The sequence below is a fragment of the Herbinix hemicellulosilytica genome, assembly GCF_002904165.1.
Classification (GTDB): Bacteria; Bacillota; Clostridia; order Lachnospirales; family Lachnospiraceae; genus Mobilitalea; species Mobilitalea hemicellulosilytica.
This window is the reverse complement of sequence record NZ_CVTD020000018.1, coordinates 1-17017: the sequence shown is the minus strand read 5'-3', so window position 1 is coordinate 17017 and position 17017 is coordinate 1. Positions and strand designations below refer to the sequence as shown.

The window sequence follows — 17017 nt, the reverse complement described above, 5'->3', positions numbered from 1 at the left end:
AAATTATTATTTTAATGAAATATTGACAAAAGCAACAAGTGGTGTTAAAATAACAACAAATAGAGTTAGAAATATATCACATGTTATGAAATTACCAGATACAGGAAGGATAAAAGTATGGATAAAAATGAAATTCTGGCTAGAGTAGATCATACGCTTTTAAAACCATATGCAAGCTGGGAGGAAATAAAGCAGCTATGCCTGGAAGCAATAGAAAACAAGACGGCGTCAGTATGTGTTCCTCCGTGCTATACCGCGAGGGTAAAAAAAGAATTTGGAGATAAAATCAGAATATGTGTGGTTATAGGTTTTCCTCTGGGATACAGCGTAACCAGCGCGAAAATAGAAGAGGCAAGGGCCGCAATAGAAGACGGAGCAGACGAAGTTGACATGGTTATCAATATAACCGATGTGAAAAACGGAGATTTTGACAAAGTTACCGATGAGATCAAAGCAATCAAAAAATGCATCGGTAATAAAGTATTAAAAGTAATTATTGAAACTTGTTATCTCACACAGGATGAAAAGATAGCTTTATGCAAAGCGGTAACCGAAGCTAAAGCAGATTACATAAAGACCTCTACCGGTTTTGGTACTGGTGGGGCAACAATAGAAGATGTAAGGCTTTTTAAAGAACATATCGGTCCGGATGTCAAGATAAAAGCGTCCGGAGGTATCAGGACAATAGAAGATATGGAGAGATTTATTTTGGAAGGAAGTTCCAGACTTGGGACAAGTTCTGCCATAAAGCTCTTTGAGCAAGAGAAAAAATAAAAACTGGAGGTAAAAAGATGGCATTAACTACAGACGGGTTGCAATATCATATTCGAATGAAGGAAGGGGATGTCGGAAGATATGTTTTCTTACCCGGAGATCCTTTCCGTACAGATTTAATAGCCAGCTTTTTTGAAGATGCAAAACTGGTAGCCCATAATCGCGAGCATAAAACATGGACGGGATACCTGGACGGAGTAAAGGTGTCTGTCACTTCAACCGGAATGGGATGTCCGTCAACGGCGATTTGCCTTGAGGAATTAATAAAAATAGGTGCGGATACCTTTATCAGAATAGGAACAGCCGGCAGGGTAAGCCCGAAAGCTTTTGATGAAAGCCTGGACGGTATTATATGTACCGCAGCGGTCCGTGATGAAGGTACAACCATACAATACATACCTGTTGAATATCCGGCTGTTGCCGACAGGCATGTTGTTGATGCATTGGCAAGGGCGGCAAAGGCAAGAGGGTTAAATTACCTGGAAGGAATTACACAATCCAAAGATTCCTTCTATGGCCAGCACGAGCCGGATTTAATGCCTGCGGCAGCAAGGCTTCATGAGCGCTGGAATGCCTGGATTAAAGGAAATGTGCTATGCAGTGAAATGGAAGCGGCAGCTTTATTCGTAATATCTTCTATCCGCGGCGTACGTGCCGGTGCTATCATGAACTTCAAAAACATGGAAGATACAATTCAGGTTGCCTGTGATGCCGTAAGAATTTTAGCAAAAGAAGACGGAGTGATTAAGTGATTTAACTAAAAACTATTGAAGGAGAAATTGATATGGCAAATTTTGAACTGGGAAATGAACTTCAATACCACATTAAGATGAAAAAAGGTGACGTCGGAAGATATGTATTTCTTCCCGGAGATCCTTTCAGAACCGATTATATAGCAAGTTTCCTTGATGATGCAGTTTTGGTTGCTCATAACAGAGAGCATAAAACATGGACAGGATATCTGGATGGGGTAAAGGTATCTGTAACCTCAACCGGAATGGGATGTCCGTCAACGGCGATTTGTGTGGAAGAGTTAATTAAAATAGGAGCTGATACCTTTATAAGAATAGGTACGGCAGGGCCTGTATGTGATCCAGAAGCTCCCGACAAGTATGACGGAGCTATCTGCACTGCGGCGGTAAGAGACGAAGGAACCACTATTCATTATATTCCTATTGAATATCCTGCTGTTGCCGACAGGCATGTGGTAGATGCCTTGTCAAAAGCAGCAAAAGCAAGAGGATTAAATTATCTGGAGGGTATCACCCATTCAAAGGATTCCTTCTATGGAGAAGTTGATCCTGATTGTGCACCTTTAGCAGACAGATTAAAAGAACGCTGGAAAGCTTGGCAAATGGGTAATGTAGTTTGCAGTGAAATGGAGGCTGCCGCCATATTTGTAATCTCTTCAATTCGTGGCGCAAGGGCCGGAGCAATTGTAAACTGGGGAAACATGGCTGATACCATTCAGGTTGCCTGTGATGCCGTGAGATTGCTGATTAAAGAAGACTCAAAAAAATGAAACAGGTGGAATTTAAATGAAAAAACCGATTATTGAAGTAAAAAATTACAGTTTTGCATATGAAAATACCGATAAAAAAGTACTTGATAGTGTCAGTTTTACTATTAATGAAGGAGATTTTGTAGGTATTATCGGCCGTAACAAAGCCGGTAAATCTACGCTATGTGAGTCCTTAGTCGGATTGCTGCCGTTTACCATGGGAGGTTCCTGGGACGGTGAAATTGTAATCGACGGAAAAAGTCTTAATGAGACTAAAGGTGCCGGTGTAACGGACATTATCGGCATTGTATTTCAGGATGCAGAAAGCCAATTTACTCAGGAAACAGTGGAAGATGAGATTGCCTTTGCTATGTGCAATTTTGGTTATAGTCGCGAACTGATGAGAGAGCGTATACTTTATGCCTCTGAAGCTTGCGGTCTCAGAAATATGCTGGACCGCTCCCCCTTCAAACTTTCCGGCGGGCAGCAGCAGCGTCTTGCCATAGCATGTATTCTTGCGCTGCAGCCCAAAGTTATTATATTGGACGAGTCTACTTCCCAGCTTGATCCTATTGGACGGGACGAAGTATTCGGCCTTATAACAAAACTTCATGCTGCCGGTTCAACCGTAATTATGGTAGACCACAACATTGAAAAAATAGCCGAATATGTAAATAAAGTTCTTGTGTTACATGACGGAAAAGTAATTGAATTTGATGACGCCGGCAAGGTATTTCAGAAGAAGGATAAACTGAATGCCCATGACGTCAGGGTGCCGCAAGTTACTGACGCGGCTCTGCAGCTTAAAGATAAGCTAGGTTTTAAAGAGGCACCGATTACTCTTGAACAGGCAAAATCGGTGTTTGCCGGATATAAGAAGGAGGGGAAGTAGAAGTTGAGAGAATGTATAATTGAGACCCAGGATTTGGTTCATACATATCCCACCGGCGTTACTGCTTTAAAAGGTGTAAATTTAAAAATTTACAAGAATGACAAGATATCTATAGTAGGCCAAAACGGAAGCGGAAAAACGACTATCGTAAGACATTTCAACGGTTTATTGAAACCCACATCCGGAAGGGTGTTACTGTTCGGAGAGGATACGACTAAGCAAAAAATCGGTCAAATGGCCAGAAAAGTCGGTTACGTATTTCAGAATCCAAATCATCAAATTTTCTGCACAACCGTAAGAGACGAGCTGGAGGCAGCACCGAAGAATTTCGGTTTTTCCGAGGAAGAAACCAAAAAAGCGGTTGATGAAGTCGTTGAGCTGATGAATATTCAAAGTGTTCTGAATACCCATCCTCTGACACTGGATTATACTACGAAAAAGATCGTATCTATAGCTTCAGTACTGGCTTACAAACCGGACGTTTTAATTCTTGATGAGCCTACGGGCGGCCTTGATGAACCGGGTAGGGTAATGCTTACAAAGATTATTGACATGATGATTGAGAACGGGCATACCATTATCATGATTTCCCATGATATGGATTATGTGGCGGAAAACTCGGACAGAATTATAGTTATGTGCCAGGGAGAAGTGGTAGATGACGGATCTCCTGAAAAGATTTTCTTAAATGCTGAGGTTTTAAGAAAAGCACAGATAGAACCACCTCAGATAACACAACTGGATTTATATCTTGAAAATGGCTATCCAAAAGAAGCCATACTTAGCGTTTCGGACTTTATTAAAAAATATAAAAATATATAAATTTTTTAGGAGGGCAAAGAGAATGGGAATGAAAACTATTGATAGTTCAAAAGGAAAAATGCGCAACACTTATATGGCTATTTTAATTCCTTTGGGTATAGCCATAAACTTTGTAGGCGGAACCATCGCATCAAAACTTTCTTTACCGCTGTTTCTTGATTCCATAGGTACTGCAATTGTTGCGGCGATAATGGGACCGTTTGTAGGTGCAGTATCTGGTGTAGGTTTTAACATAATTTCTTCTATTGTTAACGGCAATATTTTGGGTTCACTGTTCGGAATCTGTAATATTGCAACTGCTTTCATAGTAGGTTTTATGGCAAGAGCAGACAAATTTAGGACAATTGTTCACGCAATTATTGCAACAGTGGCTGTAGCGGTCGCCAATGCTTTACTTGGTGCACCTATTGCTGTTGTAGTTTACGGCGGTATTCAGGGTAGCGGCGTTGACCTTCTTGTTGCAGGTTTGCTTTCATTCGGAAATGATATTCTTTCCGCTGCATTCCTTGCACGTTTACCTATCAACCTGGCTGACAAAGGTATTGCATGTTTTGCTGCATGGCTTATCTTAAAGAGACTGCCTGAAAATATGCGCAATCTTACCGGCGGTAAGAGAGCAAATGCAGATGCTTAATATAAGAAGCGTTAACGTCTGAAATGTATATCAGTTTGCTTGAGGATTATTGCTAACAATACTAATTGGGGAATGAGGTAGCATAATGATACAGGAAAGATATAAACCAACCTTTCTGCGCAAATTATATCCGAACACAAAACTGTGGATGTCACTGGGTATATCATGTGCGGTCATATTCTTTAATAACATATGGTTTTCATTGGCTGTAATGATTTTAAGCCTAATAATGATTGCATATGAGAAGTATATTCTGGAATTTAAAGTGGTATCGATAAGTATTATTATTATGGCTGTAATGATGTTTGCCATTAACGGTACTCTTAACCCGGTTAATAATTATACTAATGATCCGGTGTTTATCCTGCCTTTGCTTAACTGGAAATTTTATAAAGAAGGGTTGGAATATGCACTTACATATTTTGGCCGAATTGCTCCTCTCATGTGTGCATTGTTTTTACTGTTCAGAACAATGAACATGACGGATTTGGGTATCGGAATGTATGAAGGCGGCATTCCATACAACATATCCTTTATGTTTATCAGCACATTTCAGACAATACCTATTTTGGGTAAAGATATGAATCAGATTATGGATGCACAAAGAGCCCGTGGGCTGGATACGGAAGGAAACCTGATTAAACGATTCAAGGCGTTTTTGCCGGTTATGGTGCCTGTGGTGGCAAATTCAATAATGAGGGTACGTAATCAGGCGGTTGCTTTGGAAACTAAAGGTTTTAACTCATCGGCAAAGAAAACGGTATATCGTGATTTGCCAAAAACAAAAGCCGATCATATCTTAAAATGGAGCAGCATACTTTTATCAATCGGCTCAATAGTTTACAGGATTATTCAATCATTTTTTTAATCCATATACAATTATATAAATATTTAAAATATATAAGAATTAAAAATTTATCTGTTTATATAACTTTAAAAACCAATAAAATTTAGCACTAAAAAAGACTTTCAAATCTACAAAAAAGCAGGCGGCCGACTGCCGTCTGCTTTTTATGAAATAGATTGGGGATAAATATATGACAAACGAGAAAACAACAAACAGCAAGAATGACATAATAAAACAAAGGGAAAAATACTACAGGCGAAATTACATAGCCTTAATGTTTGAAGGGTTTTTTGTAAGCTTTGCATTTTCTATTTTTTCTCATACAACCGTATTTCCTGTTTATGTTTCTTATATAACTGAAAACAGTTTTTTTATCAGCCTGGTATCGGTTATATATTTTGGCTTATCATATTTTTCGAGCATATTATCATGTGTATGGGGTGTAAATGCAAAAAGCCCCAAATGGATCAGCATCATTATCTGCGGTACCCAGAGAATCGGATTTATCGCTATAATAATTTCTACATATTTTGCATTCAGTAATTCGGCTGTTGCATTGACTATTTTCTTTTTATCTTTTGCCGTTTATGCGGTGGCTGCCGGTATGTCAAGCCCGGTCTTTTACAATATGGTTGCTACCGTTATACCGAAGAAAATAGGAGGCTTTATGGGCTCTTATTCCCTTATAGGTGCAGCTTCCGGTGTAATAAGTTCAAGAATTATGACAAAAATATTGGACAAGTACGGGTTTCCGGTTAATTACAGGACCATATTTATAATAGGAACCGTAATGGCCGTTATAGCCACCTTTATTGTTGTGTTTGGGGTGAAAGAAGTTGTAGGCGAGGAAGAAAAAGAAAAAATCAAATTTTCAGATTTGCCTGCTATCGTTAAAGGCCTTTTTACTAAAAACATACCTTACAGAAGGTTCCTTATAACCCGTATAATACTGGGGATAGCCGAAATGACCATTCCTTTTTATATTATTAAAGTCGGAAAGCTTGAAGGAGTAACGGCAGGTTTTGTCGGAACAATGACAACGGTACTTCTGATTTCAAATATGATAGCAGGAAAATTTATGGGGTATATAGGCGACAAATTGGGACCTATGGCCATGGTATTAATCGGATCTGTAAGCGGAGTATTGGCGGCAGGCCTGGCATTACTGATGCCGGGATATCAGTTCGGATATCTGTTGTTTATCCTGGTAAGTTTTGCCCAGCAAGGTATTACCCTTTCAACCAATGTCGCTGGAATTTATTATTCAGATGGAGGTCATATACCGATTTTAGTTGCTACAACCGGGCTGGTTTCGGCACCTTTATATATCGTTTCTTCGCTGGCAGGCGGAGTATTGGCCGAAAAATATTCAATAGATCTGGTATTTATTATCGGAGTCTTTTCTTATCTATGTGTTGCTATTTTATCTTATATTTATTTTAAAAACAGTAACAAAAATGTTATAATAAAGAATTAGATTTATAATAATAAAATAGGCTTACAAATAAGGAGCATTCTTGCCGGGAACAAGCAATTCTTGGAAGATGCTTCTTTGTTTATATAGTTGAGTTTATGGAAAAACAGTAGTAGAATATAGGGTATCGATTGATACTGGCAAAGAGAGGTAGGACGGTTGAAACTTGGTACCGAAAAGATATCAAAACTTCTATGGCAACTTAGTATACCTGCCATACTTGGGATGCTAAGTAGCGCTATTTTTAATCTTGCCGACAGGTATTTCGTGGCAAAAATAAGTCCCGAAGCCCTTACGGCGGTGGGAATTACGATGCCGGTTCAAATTTTACAGATGGCATTTATATTGCTGCTTGGAATAGGAACGTCATCGTTGATATCCATTAAACTGGGTGAGGGAAAGACTAAGGAAGCGGAAAGCATACTTTGGCTTGCGCTTAAATATATCGTAATATTTTTGGTTTCCTTTGCCTTGTTGTTTTTAATATTTTTGGATCCGATATTAAGCCTGCTTTCTATAAAGGATAAGCTTGTTTGGAATTATGCAAGAATGTATATTACAATAATCATTATAGGATCGATTCCGGGCATTCCGGGATATTGCCTTAACAATTCCCTGCGTTCCATAGGCAAGGCTTCCGTTTCCATGAAAGTTATTGCTGTTACTTCACTGTTAAATATTATTTTGGACCCTATATTTATATTTACATTTAAGATGGGTATAGCGGGAGCAGCCCTAGCAACAGTCCTTTCCCAGACAACCCTGACAGTATATGTGATATATGCTTTTATAAAAAGAGAAGATTTTGCCATACACCTGAAATTTAAAAAGGTTAAGGATGAGTTTATATTATTAAAGGAAAGTATCAGACTGGGTATACCGTCTTTTTTTGTTCAGATATTTGCAACAGTTGTTAATTTGATTCTTAATACCAGCCTGGTTAAATACGGTTCGGATATGGATGTGGCAGCCCTTACACTTATGTCCGGCATATTCAGCTTTTATCATATGGTTGTGGTAGGTCTGGTGCAGGGAAACAATGCCATATGCGGATATAATTGGGGTGCAAAACTTTACAAAAGAGTGCAAAAATCGCTGAAACTTTCGCTTTTGTATTCGTTTTTACTGTCATTTGCTTTGTTTTTAGTAATTATGCTGTACCCGCAGGCTTTAATCGGAAGACTGACGGACAATCCTTTACTGGTTGATTTGACTTGTAAAGGTATCAGGTATTATCTGCTTATGCTGCCGTTAATTGGGCCACAGACCGTAAGTGCCCAGTATTTCCAGGTTGTAGGAAAACCCAGGTTAAGCAGCTTTTTAGCTTTTTTCAGATACGGAATAATTATAATTCCTTCTATTATTATTCTGGCTCCACGAATGGGGGCAAAAGGAGTATATATAAGCAATGCCATATCCGATGGATTGGCAAGTCTGATTGCCTTATGCTTTATAATTTACGAATTGATTAGACTTGGTAAACCGGATTATGAAGCAAAACCTTAAGAAAATAAAGAAATTTAAAAGCAAAGCAGGTTAATATCTGTAGAAAAAAGATTAAACGGAGAAATTACTTTTTAAAGTCTTAAAAGGAAGTAAAATAAAGCCTATACTTATTAAGCAACTTAAGCTAAGAATTAAGTAAAAGCAAGCTAATAATGTAAAAAATTATGATATGAAAATCGCAAACAGAGCAAACTAATCTGGAGGAGCACTTATGCTTATAAGGGAAACTGAATATAAAGATTTGGATAAAGTAATGGAAATATATGATGATGCCAAAAAATTCATGCGGGAAAACGGAAATCCCTACCAGTGGGGTGACAATTATCCTGAAAGAGAGTTGATTATGCAGGACATTGCCGATGGTAAAAGCTATGTATGCATAGACGACGGAGAAATAGTCGGAGTGTTTTATTTCGATATGGGGCCTGATCCGACATATATAAAAATATATCAGGGAAGCTGGATTAATGATGAACCTTACGGTGTTATACACAGGATAGCTTCCGCCAGACGTAAAAAGGGTGTTGCATCCTTTTGCCTGGACTGGTGTTTTAAAAAATGGCCCAATATCCGCATAGATACCCACAAAGATAATTTAATTATGCAAAATTTTCTTAAAAAGCACGGATTCAAGCGGTGTGGTATTATTTATCTTATGGACGGTTCGGAAAGGCTAGCTTATCAAAAGATCGCAAATATTAATTGACAAATATAATGTATAATTATATTATAGTAAAGATATCAAAATAGTATGTATTCTACTTATGAGTATATGAAACAGATAAGCATATAATAAGCACAAAACATCAAGATCTGTGACCGGAATGCTTAACGCTTACTTTTGAAAGGACAGGTGATTTTATGAAAAAAACAAGAAAAATATTTATAGTCGCATTGTGTGCAGTTATTTTTGCTTTATCACTTGCGGCATGTTCAAAAAAGAATGTAAACAGCAATAACAGCGAAAGTTCAGATGAAGGGTCTAAAAATGGACAAAGCTCATCAGTAAAAGATATAGTCAATATTGGAGTAACCGATAATTTAAGCTCCGTTAATCCCTTGTTAATGGACGGAACAGAGGTGGTTAAATATACAACATCCCTGGTATTTTTACCTTTGGTTGAACTTAATAGGAATCTTGAGTTTGAAGGAATGCTTGCCAAGGAAATTACAACTGAGGATAACAGAAATTTCATTATAAAACTTGATGAAAATGCAGTTTGGTCCGACGGTACACCTATAACTGCCGATGACGTTGTATTTACATTTTTGCTTTGGGCAAGTCCCGAAATCGGCAGCACAGGCATGTCTATCGAGAAAATAGAGGGTACAGGAGATAACGGATATGTGGAGCCCGGAGCCGATTCGGTAAGCGGTGTTGTGGCTTTGGATGAACATACCGTAAGGATTACCACAAAGTCAGAGATGGCACTGCATACATTCCAAAACATATACGGCCGCTACATTCTTATACTTCCTAAGCATGTTTTAAAAGATGTGCCAAGGGAAAATCTGCTTTCTTATGACTGGTTCAATGCACCGACGGTTGTAAGCGGTCCCTATTTTATTAAAGATGTGGATTTAAACCATTACGTTACTTTGGAAGCCAACGATAATTATTTTAAAGGGGAGCCTAAAATAAAAAATTTGAATATAAAGGTAGTAACAGCAAGCCAACTTTTAGCTCAGCTTAAAACCGGCGAAATCGACCTGGTACAGCAGACAACCGGTGCAATCCTGCAGGAAGACTATGATTCTGTTAGAGCCCTTGATAATATAACCGTATATGACGGAACACCTATAACTCATCAGTCCATATTTATAAATACCGAACGCATTACCGATGTAAGGGTCCGTCAGGCAATTTTATACGGAATAGACCGTGAAACCATATTAAAAGATCTGCTTAAAGGGCGCGGAGAAGTGGTGGACGGCTTCCTTGCCAGCGCAGGACCTTTCTATGATGAAAGCGTTGTACCGACCCCTTATGATCCCGAAAAGGCCGCACAGCTTCTTAAAGAGGCTGAAGCCGACGGATGGGATAAATCAACCCAATATACTTTTTATGTAAACAGCGGAGATACCACATTTACGCAGATAGCAAGTTTTATTGCCGCAAAATTAGGGGAACTTGGTCTTAATATTAAGGTAAATACCGTAGATATCTCATCCCTTCTTTCAACCGCAGGTTCGGGAGAATTTGATTTGCTGGCAGTTCAGTACACTTATGCGCCTGTAGATCCTTATACGGACATAAGCTGGTTATTGTCAAAAGGAGGCTGGACCAGGTATTATAATGAACAGGTGGCAAATGCTTTAGACCTTACTCAAAAAACCGGAGATATAAATGAGATAATTAAGCAATACCGTATTGTTACCGACCATGTTCAGCAGGAAGTACCTGTGATATCAGCTTATGTAATAAGTGCCATTGGAGCAGTAAACAATAGGCTTAAAAATGCGGTACCTGACGTTTACGGAACCTTCATCAATGTCCATGAATGGGAACTTGTAAATAACTAATAACAGATATCTTATAAATTTATATTAATATAGGACAAGAATATAAGTGCCATAAAAATACAATATGATCGGAGTTTAATAATACAGAAAGGAGGATAAGGCAGATGGAGCCCTTATTGCAGGTAAAAGACCTTACCGTAGCCTTTATAGAGGACAAAAGGCAAACCGTGGTTGTAGATGCAGCTAATTTTACTGTAAATGCCGGAGAGATTTTATGTATTGTCGGAGAATCGGGCTGCGGCAAAAGCGTTACTGCCTTATCCATCCTTGGACTGTTAAGCCCAAATGCCAGAATCCTAAACGGACAAGTTATATTTGAAGGAAGAGATCTTCTTTCAATGACTGAAAAGGAGCTGGATCGTATTCGGGGTAATGAGATAGCCATGATATTTCAGGACGTTATGAACAGTTTAAACCCCGTCTTTACCATAGGAAACCAGCTGACCGAGGCAATAAGGATTCATATGGGCTACGACAAAAAAAGTGCAAAGGATTATGCTGTAGAGATTTTAAAAAAAGTTGGCTTGCCGGATGCAGAAGCCGTAATGAAAAAATATCCCCATATGCTGTCTGGCGGGATGCAGCAGAGGGTTATGATTGCCATGGCTCTGGCCTGCAAACCAAAACTGATTATTGCCGACGAGCCTACCACCGCCCTGGATGTCACCATACAGCTACAGATTATGAAACTTCTTGCGGATTTGCAGAAAGAATTTAAAATGTCTATGATTTTGATTACTCATGATATTGGCCTTGTAGCGGAACTGGCTGACAGGGTAATTATTATGTATGCAGGGCATTTTATGGAAGAGGCTTCGGTTTATCAGATATTTGAAAAACCTGCCCATCCGTATACCCGGGCACTGCTTAAATCGGTCCCTACAATTTACGGTGATTTGGAAAAAAGACTCCCTTCGATACCGGGTACCGTACCCGACAGGTATCAGGATATAGAATGTTGCAGATTTTATGACCGGTGTCCTTACAAAATCCCATCCTGCAAAGAAGCCCAACCTTACTTCAAGATAGGGCAAAATCATTATGCCAGATGCCACCGGGCGGGAAAGGGGGAATTACCCTATGAATAATACAGACAGCAAGAAATTTTCGTTTAACGGAAAATTTCAGGAAAATCAGCATATAAATCCTCTTATTATAGTGGAGGGATTAAAGAAATTTTACCCGGTAAAAGGGCAGGTCCTGGGGAGAAACAAACCTGTTATTCATGCCGTAGACGGAGTTGATTTGGAAATTTATGAAGGAGAAACCTTGGGGATTGTCGGTGAATCCGGATGTGGCAAGTCAACTGTCGGCCGTCAGATAGTAGCCCTGGAGAGACCTACTTCAGGGCGAATTCTTTATCGGGGTGAGGACATATCCCATATGCCTGTAAGTAAGCTTCGAAAAATCAGAACCGATTTGCAGATGGTTTTTCAGGATTCTACTTCGTCCTTAAACCCCAGAAAACAGGTTTATGAGATTTTGGCTGCCCCCATGCTTTATCATAAGACAGTAAAAAAGGAAAATATTGATAATGAAATAGATCGGCTTTTGGATTTGGTAGGTTTGCCTAAAGCAATGAAATACAGATATCCTCATGAATTTTCCGGAGGACAAAGGCAAAGAATCGGCATAGCAAAGGCTCTTTCATTAAATCCCAAAGTGATAGTGTGTGACGAACCGGTAAGTGCTCTGGATGTTTCGGTCCAGGCTCAGATTTTAAATCTGTTAAAAGAACTTCAAGAAGAGTTAAAATTGACTTATGTATTTATTGCCCATGGACTTGGGGCTGTCCGTTATATAAGCAATCGCATTGCTATTATGTATCTGGGAAGAATCGTTGAGATTGCGGATACAAAAGAGCTTTTTGAAAACCCCGTTCATCCTTATACCAAAGCTTTATTTGATGCCTCGCCTTTGCCTGTTCCGACGCTTAGGGACAGGAAGAGGATAATATTAAAAGGGGAAATCCCTTCCGCCATTTCTCCGCCCCAGGGGTGCAGATTCCATACCAGATGTCCTTATGCTTTGGAATCCTGTACGACAAATGATCCTATGCTTTTGCCTGTTAAGCCCGGAAGCAGCCATAAGGTTGCCTGTCCGGTTCTGTTGGCGAAAGGAGAGAACCATGATTAAGTATATAATCAAAAGAATACTTATAGCCATACCTGTTCTTATCGGTATAACAATACTTGACTATGCTATTATGAGCCTTGCAGGAAGTCCTTTGGAAATGATGTTGGGACCTAAGACTACACAGGCGGCACTGGAAGCAAAGGCAATACAGTTGGGCCTTGATAAGCCCATATATGTTCAGTATTATGTATGGCTGAAGAATGTGCTTAAGGGTAATCTGGGATACTCCATAAAAAATTATCAGCCTGTAAGCCAGATTATCCGTGAGCATCTGGGACCGACACTGTTGCTTATGGGGACGTCCCTTATTGTCGGACTTATGATAGCCATACCGCTCGGCATTTACAGTGCGGTTCACAGGTACACAAAAAGGGATTATGCTTTAGTAACCCTGTCCTTTTTGGGGTCCAGCATACCCAGTTTCTTTCTGTCTTTGATATTTATATATTTATTCAACGTTAAACTGGGCTGGCTGCCATCCGGGGGGATGAAAACCACAGGGGGTGACGGCGGCTTTGGAGATTTGGTCAGGCATATGGTAATGCCGGTTATGGTACTTGCCGTATCTATTGCCGGATCAAATATCCGTTATGTAAGAGGAGCGGTTTTGGAAATATTGCAGAAAGATTATGTACGTACGGCAAAGTCAAAGGGGATCGGCAGGTTTCTTACCATCAACAAACATGCCCTTCGTAATGCCTTAATTCCTATTGTAACGGTTATCGGAATGCATCTTCCTATTTTGTTCGGAGGTGCGGTAATTATTGAACAGATTTTCAGTTGGCCGGGGCTTGGCTTAGTTACAATGAACGCTATCATAGGCAGGGATTATCCTGTTATTATGGGTGTGGCCCTGCTTACGGCAGCAGTAGTATTGGCTGCAAATCTGATTACAGATATTGTATATGCACTAATAGATCCTACTATAAAATACCATTAAATACATTTGATAAAATAATTTAAGCATTTATATAAGGTACGGAAACGGAGTTAATTATGAAGAAAATTTCTGATTCGGCAGAAAAGAAAAATAACAGTATCAGGATGATTATAAAGCGGTTTAAAAGACATAAACTGGCTGTGGCGAGTCTTTATTTTCTTATTTTTATAACGATACTTGCAGTCTTTGCGCCGTTAATAGTACCGTATGATCCCAATCAGGTCAGTACATCCTTTTCTCAGCCCCCTTCGGCAAAACATTGGCTGGGGACAGATCAGATCGGACGGGATATGTTCAGCAGGCTTTTGTATGCGACGAGAATCTCCTTGTTCGTAGGATTTGCGGCAACCGTTATATCTACAATAATCGGTGTTGTACTTGGCCTGGTGGCAGGATATTTCGGCGGGATTGCAGATACCGTTATTATGCGAATTACCGATACTATCATGTCATTTCCGTATATCCTACTGGTACTGGTAGCTGCAGCCATATTTGAACCGGGTTTATGGAATATTATTCTAATCCTTGGTTTTGTGGACTGGCCTGGTGCCGCAAGATTGGTCAGAGGAAATGTTCTGTCACTTCGGGAAAGCAACTTTGTCAAAGGAAGTATAGTAGCCGGAATGCCAAGCCGCCATATTTTGTTTTCCGAAATTCTTCCAAACACCGTAGGTCCTGTTCTTGTATACGCTACTTCCGTATTTGCCATATCAATACTGGATGAAGCGGCTTTAAGCTTTTTAGGTATGGGAGTTCAGCCTCCGCAAGCCAGTCTGGGTAATATTTTAAACGGAGCTGAATCTATAACTGTTCTAACAGGTAAGTTGTGGTTATGGGTACCGGCAGGGCTGATGATTATATTGCTGGTAATAAGCATTAATTTTGTCGGGGATGCACTGAGAGATGCCATAGATCCTTCCGCCAAGGAAGACAGAATATAAAAGGTATAAAAAAAGTCATAATATGTTTAAATTTTCTAAAACTGGATAGAATAACATTCAGAGGGGTTGCCACAAAGGCCTTATAGTTAATAAGGTACCGTCAGGCAACCTTTAATTATGTAGTAGATGACAGTGCAATTGGCGTATATATTAAAACGCAATAATTTACAAATATGGACAGAACTAAATAGGAATCAAAAAAGTTGTAATATGTAATTTGAACATATAAAGTAAATTGTAAAATATTTAGTTGTGCAAAAGATATAACTATAAAAGTTTACAATAAATAATTAACCTGCAAAATTAACGAAAATAAATTCCATTACTGACAATTTTGACGGTCTTTTGGTAAGATATAAAGAAGAAGAAAGAACGACAAAAACGGCATTAGGAGGTTTATCATGTTTGAAATAGGGGAATATATAGTTTACGGTAATCATGGCGTATGCAGGGTAGAGGACATCGGAAGTCTTGATATATCGGGAATGGACAAAAGCCGGAAATGTTATACGCTTCAGCCGGTATTTTCAAAAGCAAGCACATTATATACTCCTGTTGATAATGATAAGGTACTAATGAGAAGGGTAATGTCCAATGAAGAGGCTCTGGATTTAATGGAACAGATTCCGGATATACCCTTGCTTTGGATAGAAAACGACAAGCAAAGGGAAGAAGTATATAAGGAAGCATTAAGAAGCCATGATTATACGGATTGGGTCAAGATGATAAAAACCTTATATGCAAGAAGGCAGGAACGTATGTCCCAGGGCAAAAAAATGACATACACGGATGAAAAGTATTTAAATATTGCAAAAAACTGTCTTTTCGGAGAGTTGGCAATTGCTTTGGATATGGATAAGGATAAAGTTGAAGATCTTATAAACGAACGGCTTGAACAGATAAATTTAGTATAAGAAGTAATGGCCGGCTTATATGAAAATATAATTTGTAGCTTATAGTATTAATAACTGTAAAATTATTTGTCTCAGCCGTATGAATTTGCTAAAATTGGCTTAAGATTGTAACTACAAGAAAGGGATAGGGAATAGTATGATGATAAAGAATCTTAAGCCTGTTCCTTATCATTGTTCTTATTTTCATATCATGTACACAAAGGAGAAAGATATAATGTACACCGCAAATTCAAAAAATGAAGCTATCGAAACTTATAAGCAAATTGCTCCTGCTAAGAAAGAGGCTCCTACAAGCACCCCTGCCCCAATACCAAAACATACGCCTGCAGAATTATCTGAATTTGATTATACCGGAAAAAAGCTGGTAGCTTTGACCTTTGATGACGGCCCAAATCTTGATACAACGCCTTTGGTATTGGACATATTAGAGGAGCATGGAGTGGTAGCTACATTCTTCCTGATAGGGAAAGATATAAATGAAGAAACAAAGCCTGTTATGGAAAGACAACTTCAACTGGGATGTGAAATTGCCAATCATTCCTTTAGCCACAGCTATATGGACCGGATGACGGCTGAAGAAATTAAGGAAGAAATCGAAAAGACAAGCAATATTATTAAAGAGATGGTAGGAATTACCCCGAAATTCTTCAGACCTCCTTATATTGTTACAAGCCCTACTATGTTTGAAGTAATAGACCTTCCTTTCATCAACGGTATAAACTGTATGGATTGGGATGCGTCCGTAAGTTCTGAAGATAGGGCCAAGGGTATTTTAGATAATGTTAAAGACGGAGATATAGTTCTTCTTCATGACTTTAGCGGAAATATAAACACGGTAAAAGCTTTGGATACTATAATCCAAGGCCTTTTAGATGACGGTTATACCCTTGTAACTTTAAGCAAGTTATTTGAGTTAAAGGGCATAGATCCCAATGTAAAAAACAAACTTTGGATAAACACTAACTTGTAAATTGCCCGTACATAATTAATTTAATATCCAATATAAAAAAGAAACTATCCCGAATATAATCCGTAAGCAGCATATTACTTTAAGGGAAAAGAGGATTATGAAATGTATTTTGGGATAGTTTCTTTATTATTATTGGCTCTTTG

17 protein-coding genes are annotated in these 17017 nt (G+C 38.9%); all 17 read left to right on the top strand.

The genetic code is table 11. The annotated features are described in order from the left end of the window. Positions 1 to 117 precede the first annotated feature (117 nt). Positions 118 to 774 (top strand): deoxyribose-phosphate aldolase, encoded by a 657-nt coding sequence (deoC, locus tag HHT355_RS09020; protein ID WP_103203122.1) that lies wholly within the window; start codon positions 118 to 120, stop codon positions 772 to 774. Positions 775 to 791: 17 nt separating this feature from the next. Continuing rightward, on the top strand, positions 792 to 1526 hold the full coding sequence (locus HHT355_RS09015) for a nucleoside phosphorylase (RefSeq protein WP_103203121.1): 735 nt from the start codon (positions 792 to 794) through the stop codon (positions 1524 to 1526). A gap of 32 nt (positions 1527 to 1558) precedes the next feature. Beyond that, entirely contained in the window at positions 1559 to 2296 is a 738-nt protein-coding gene (locus HHT355_RS09010; protein ID WP_103203120.1) for a nucleoside phosphorylase, read from the top strand. A 16-nt stretch (positions 2297 to 2312) separates the two neighbouring features. Next, positions 2313 to 3167 carry an energy-coupling factor ABC transporter ATP-binding protein gene (locus HHT355_RS09005; protein WP_103203119.1) on the top strand — a complete coding sequence of 285 codons (855 nt, stop codon included), beginning with the start codon at positions 2313 to 2315 and terminating at the stop codon, positions 3165 to 3167. 3 nt (positions 3168 to 3170) lie between these two features. Then, positions 3171 to 3989, top strand: coding sequence for an energy-coupling factor ABC transporter ATP-binding protein (locus HHT355_RS09000; RefSeq protein ID WP_103203118.1), 819 nt, complete (start codon positions 3171 to 3173; stop codon positions 3987 to 3989). 22 nt (positions 3990 to 4011) lie between these two features. Further along, complete coding sequence (locus HHT355_RS08995; RefSeq protein WP_103203117.1) at positions 4012 to 4623, top strand: ECF transporter S component; 612 nt, start codon at positions 4012 to 4014, stop codon at positions 4621 to 4623. 85 nt (positions 4624 to 4708) lie between these two features. Beyond that, positions 4709 to 5491 (top strand): energy-coupling factor transporter transmembrane component T, encoded by a 783-nt coding sequence (locus tag HHT355_RS08990; protein WP_103203116.1) that lies wholly within the window; start codon positions 4709 to 4711, stop codon positions 5489 to 5491. Positions 5492 to 5660: 169 nt separating this feature from the next. Continuing rightward, positions 5661 to 6947: an MFS transporter gene (locus tag HHT355_RS08985; RefSeq protein ID WP_103203115.1), complete on the top strand. Its 1287-nt coding sequence runs from the start codon at positions 5661 to 5663 to the stop codon at positions 6945 to 6947. Between the two features lie 156 nt (positions 6948 to 7103). Then, positions 7104 to 8450: an MATE family efflux transporter gene (locus HHT355_RS08980; protein WP_242967638.1), complete on the top strand. Its 1347-nt coding sequence runs from the start codon at positions 7104 to 7106 to the stop codon at positions 8448 to 8450. 211 nt (positions 8451 to 8661) lie between these two features. Then, a complete protein-coding gene (locus tag HHT355_RS08975; RefSeq protein WP_103203114.1) occupies positions 8662 to 9156 on the top strand; it encodes a GNAT family N-acetyltransferase in 495 nt (164 codons plus the stop codon). Between the two features lie 155 nt (positions 9157 to 9311). Beyond that, positions 9312 to 10973: an ABC transporter substrate-binding protein gene (locus tag HHT355_RS08970; protein WP_103203113.1), complete on the top strand. Its 1662-nt coding sequence runs from the start codon at positions 9312 to 9314 to the stop codon at positions 10971 to 10973. 104 nt (positions 10974 to 11077) lie between these two features. Next, positions 11078 to 12061 (top strand): ABC transporter ATP-binding protein, encoded by a 984-nt coding sequence (locus HHT355_RS08965; RefSeq protein WP_103203112.1) that lies wholly within the window; start codon positions 11078 to 11080, stop codon positions 12059 to 12061. Beyond that, complete coding sequence (locus tag HHT355_RS08960; RefSeq protein ID WP_103203111.1) at positions 12054 to 13109, top strand: ABC transporter ATP-binding protein; 1056 nt, start codon at positions 12054 to 12056, stop codon at positions 13107 to 13109. The genes HHT355_RS08965 and HHT355_RS08960 overlap by 8 nt, the downstream gene beginning before the upstream one ends. Then, positions 13102 to 14049 (top strand): ABC transporter permease, encoded by a 948-nt coding sequence (locus HHT355_RS08955; RefSeq protein ID WP_103203110.1) that lies wholly within the window; start codon positions 13102 to 13104, stop codon positions 14047 to 14049. Before HHT355_RS08960 ends, HHT355_RS08955 begins: the two co-directional genes overlap by 8 nt. A 56-nt stretch (positions 14050 to 14105) precedes the next feature. Then, positions 14106 to 14990, top strand: a complete 885-nt coding sequence (opp4C, locus tag HHT355_RS08950) for an oligopeptide ABC transporter permease (RefSeq protein ID WP_103203109.1) — start codon at positions 14106 to 14108, stop codon at positions 14988 to 14990. A 401-nt stretch (positions 14991 to 15391) separates the two neighbouring features. After that, entirely contained in the window at positions 15392 to 15904 is a 513-nt protein-coding gene (locus HHT355_RS08945) for a CarD family transcriptional regulator (protein ID WP_103203108.1), read from the top strand. Between the two features lie 136 nt (positions 15905 to 16040). Continuing rightward, positions 16041 to 16874 (top strand): polysaccharide deacetylase family protein, encoded by an 834-nt coding sequence (locus tag HHT355_RS08940; RefSeq protein WP_242967637.1) that lies wholly within the window; start codon positions 16041 to 16043, stop codon positions 16872 to 16874. Positions 16875 to 17017: the final 143 nt, after the last annotated feature.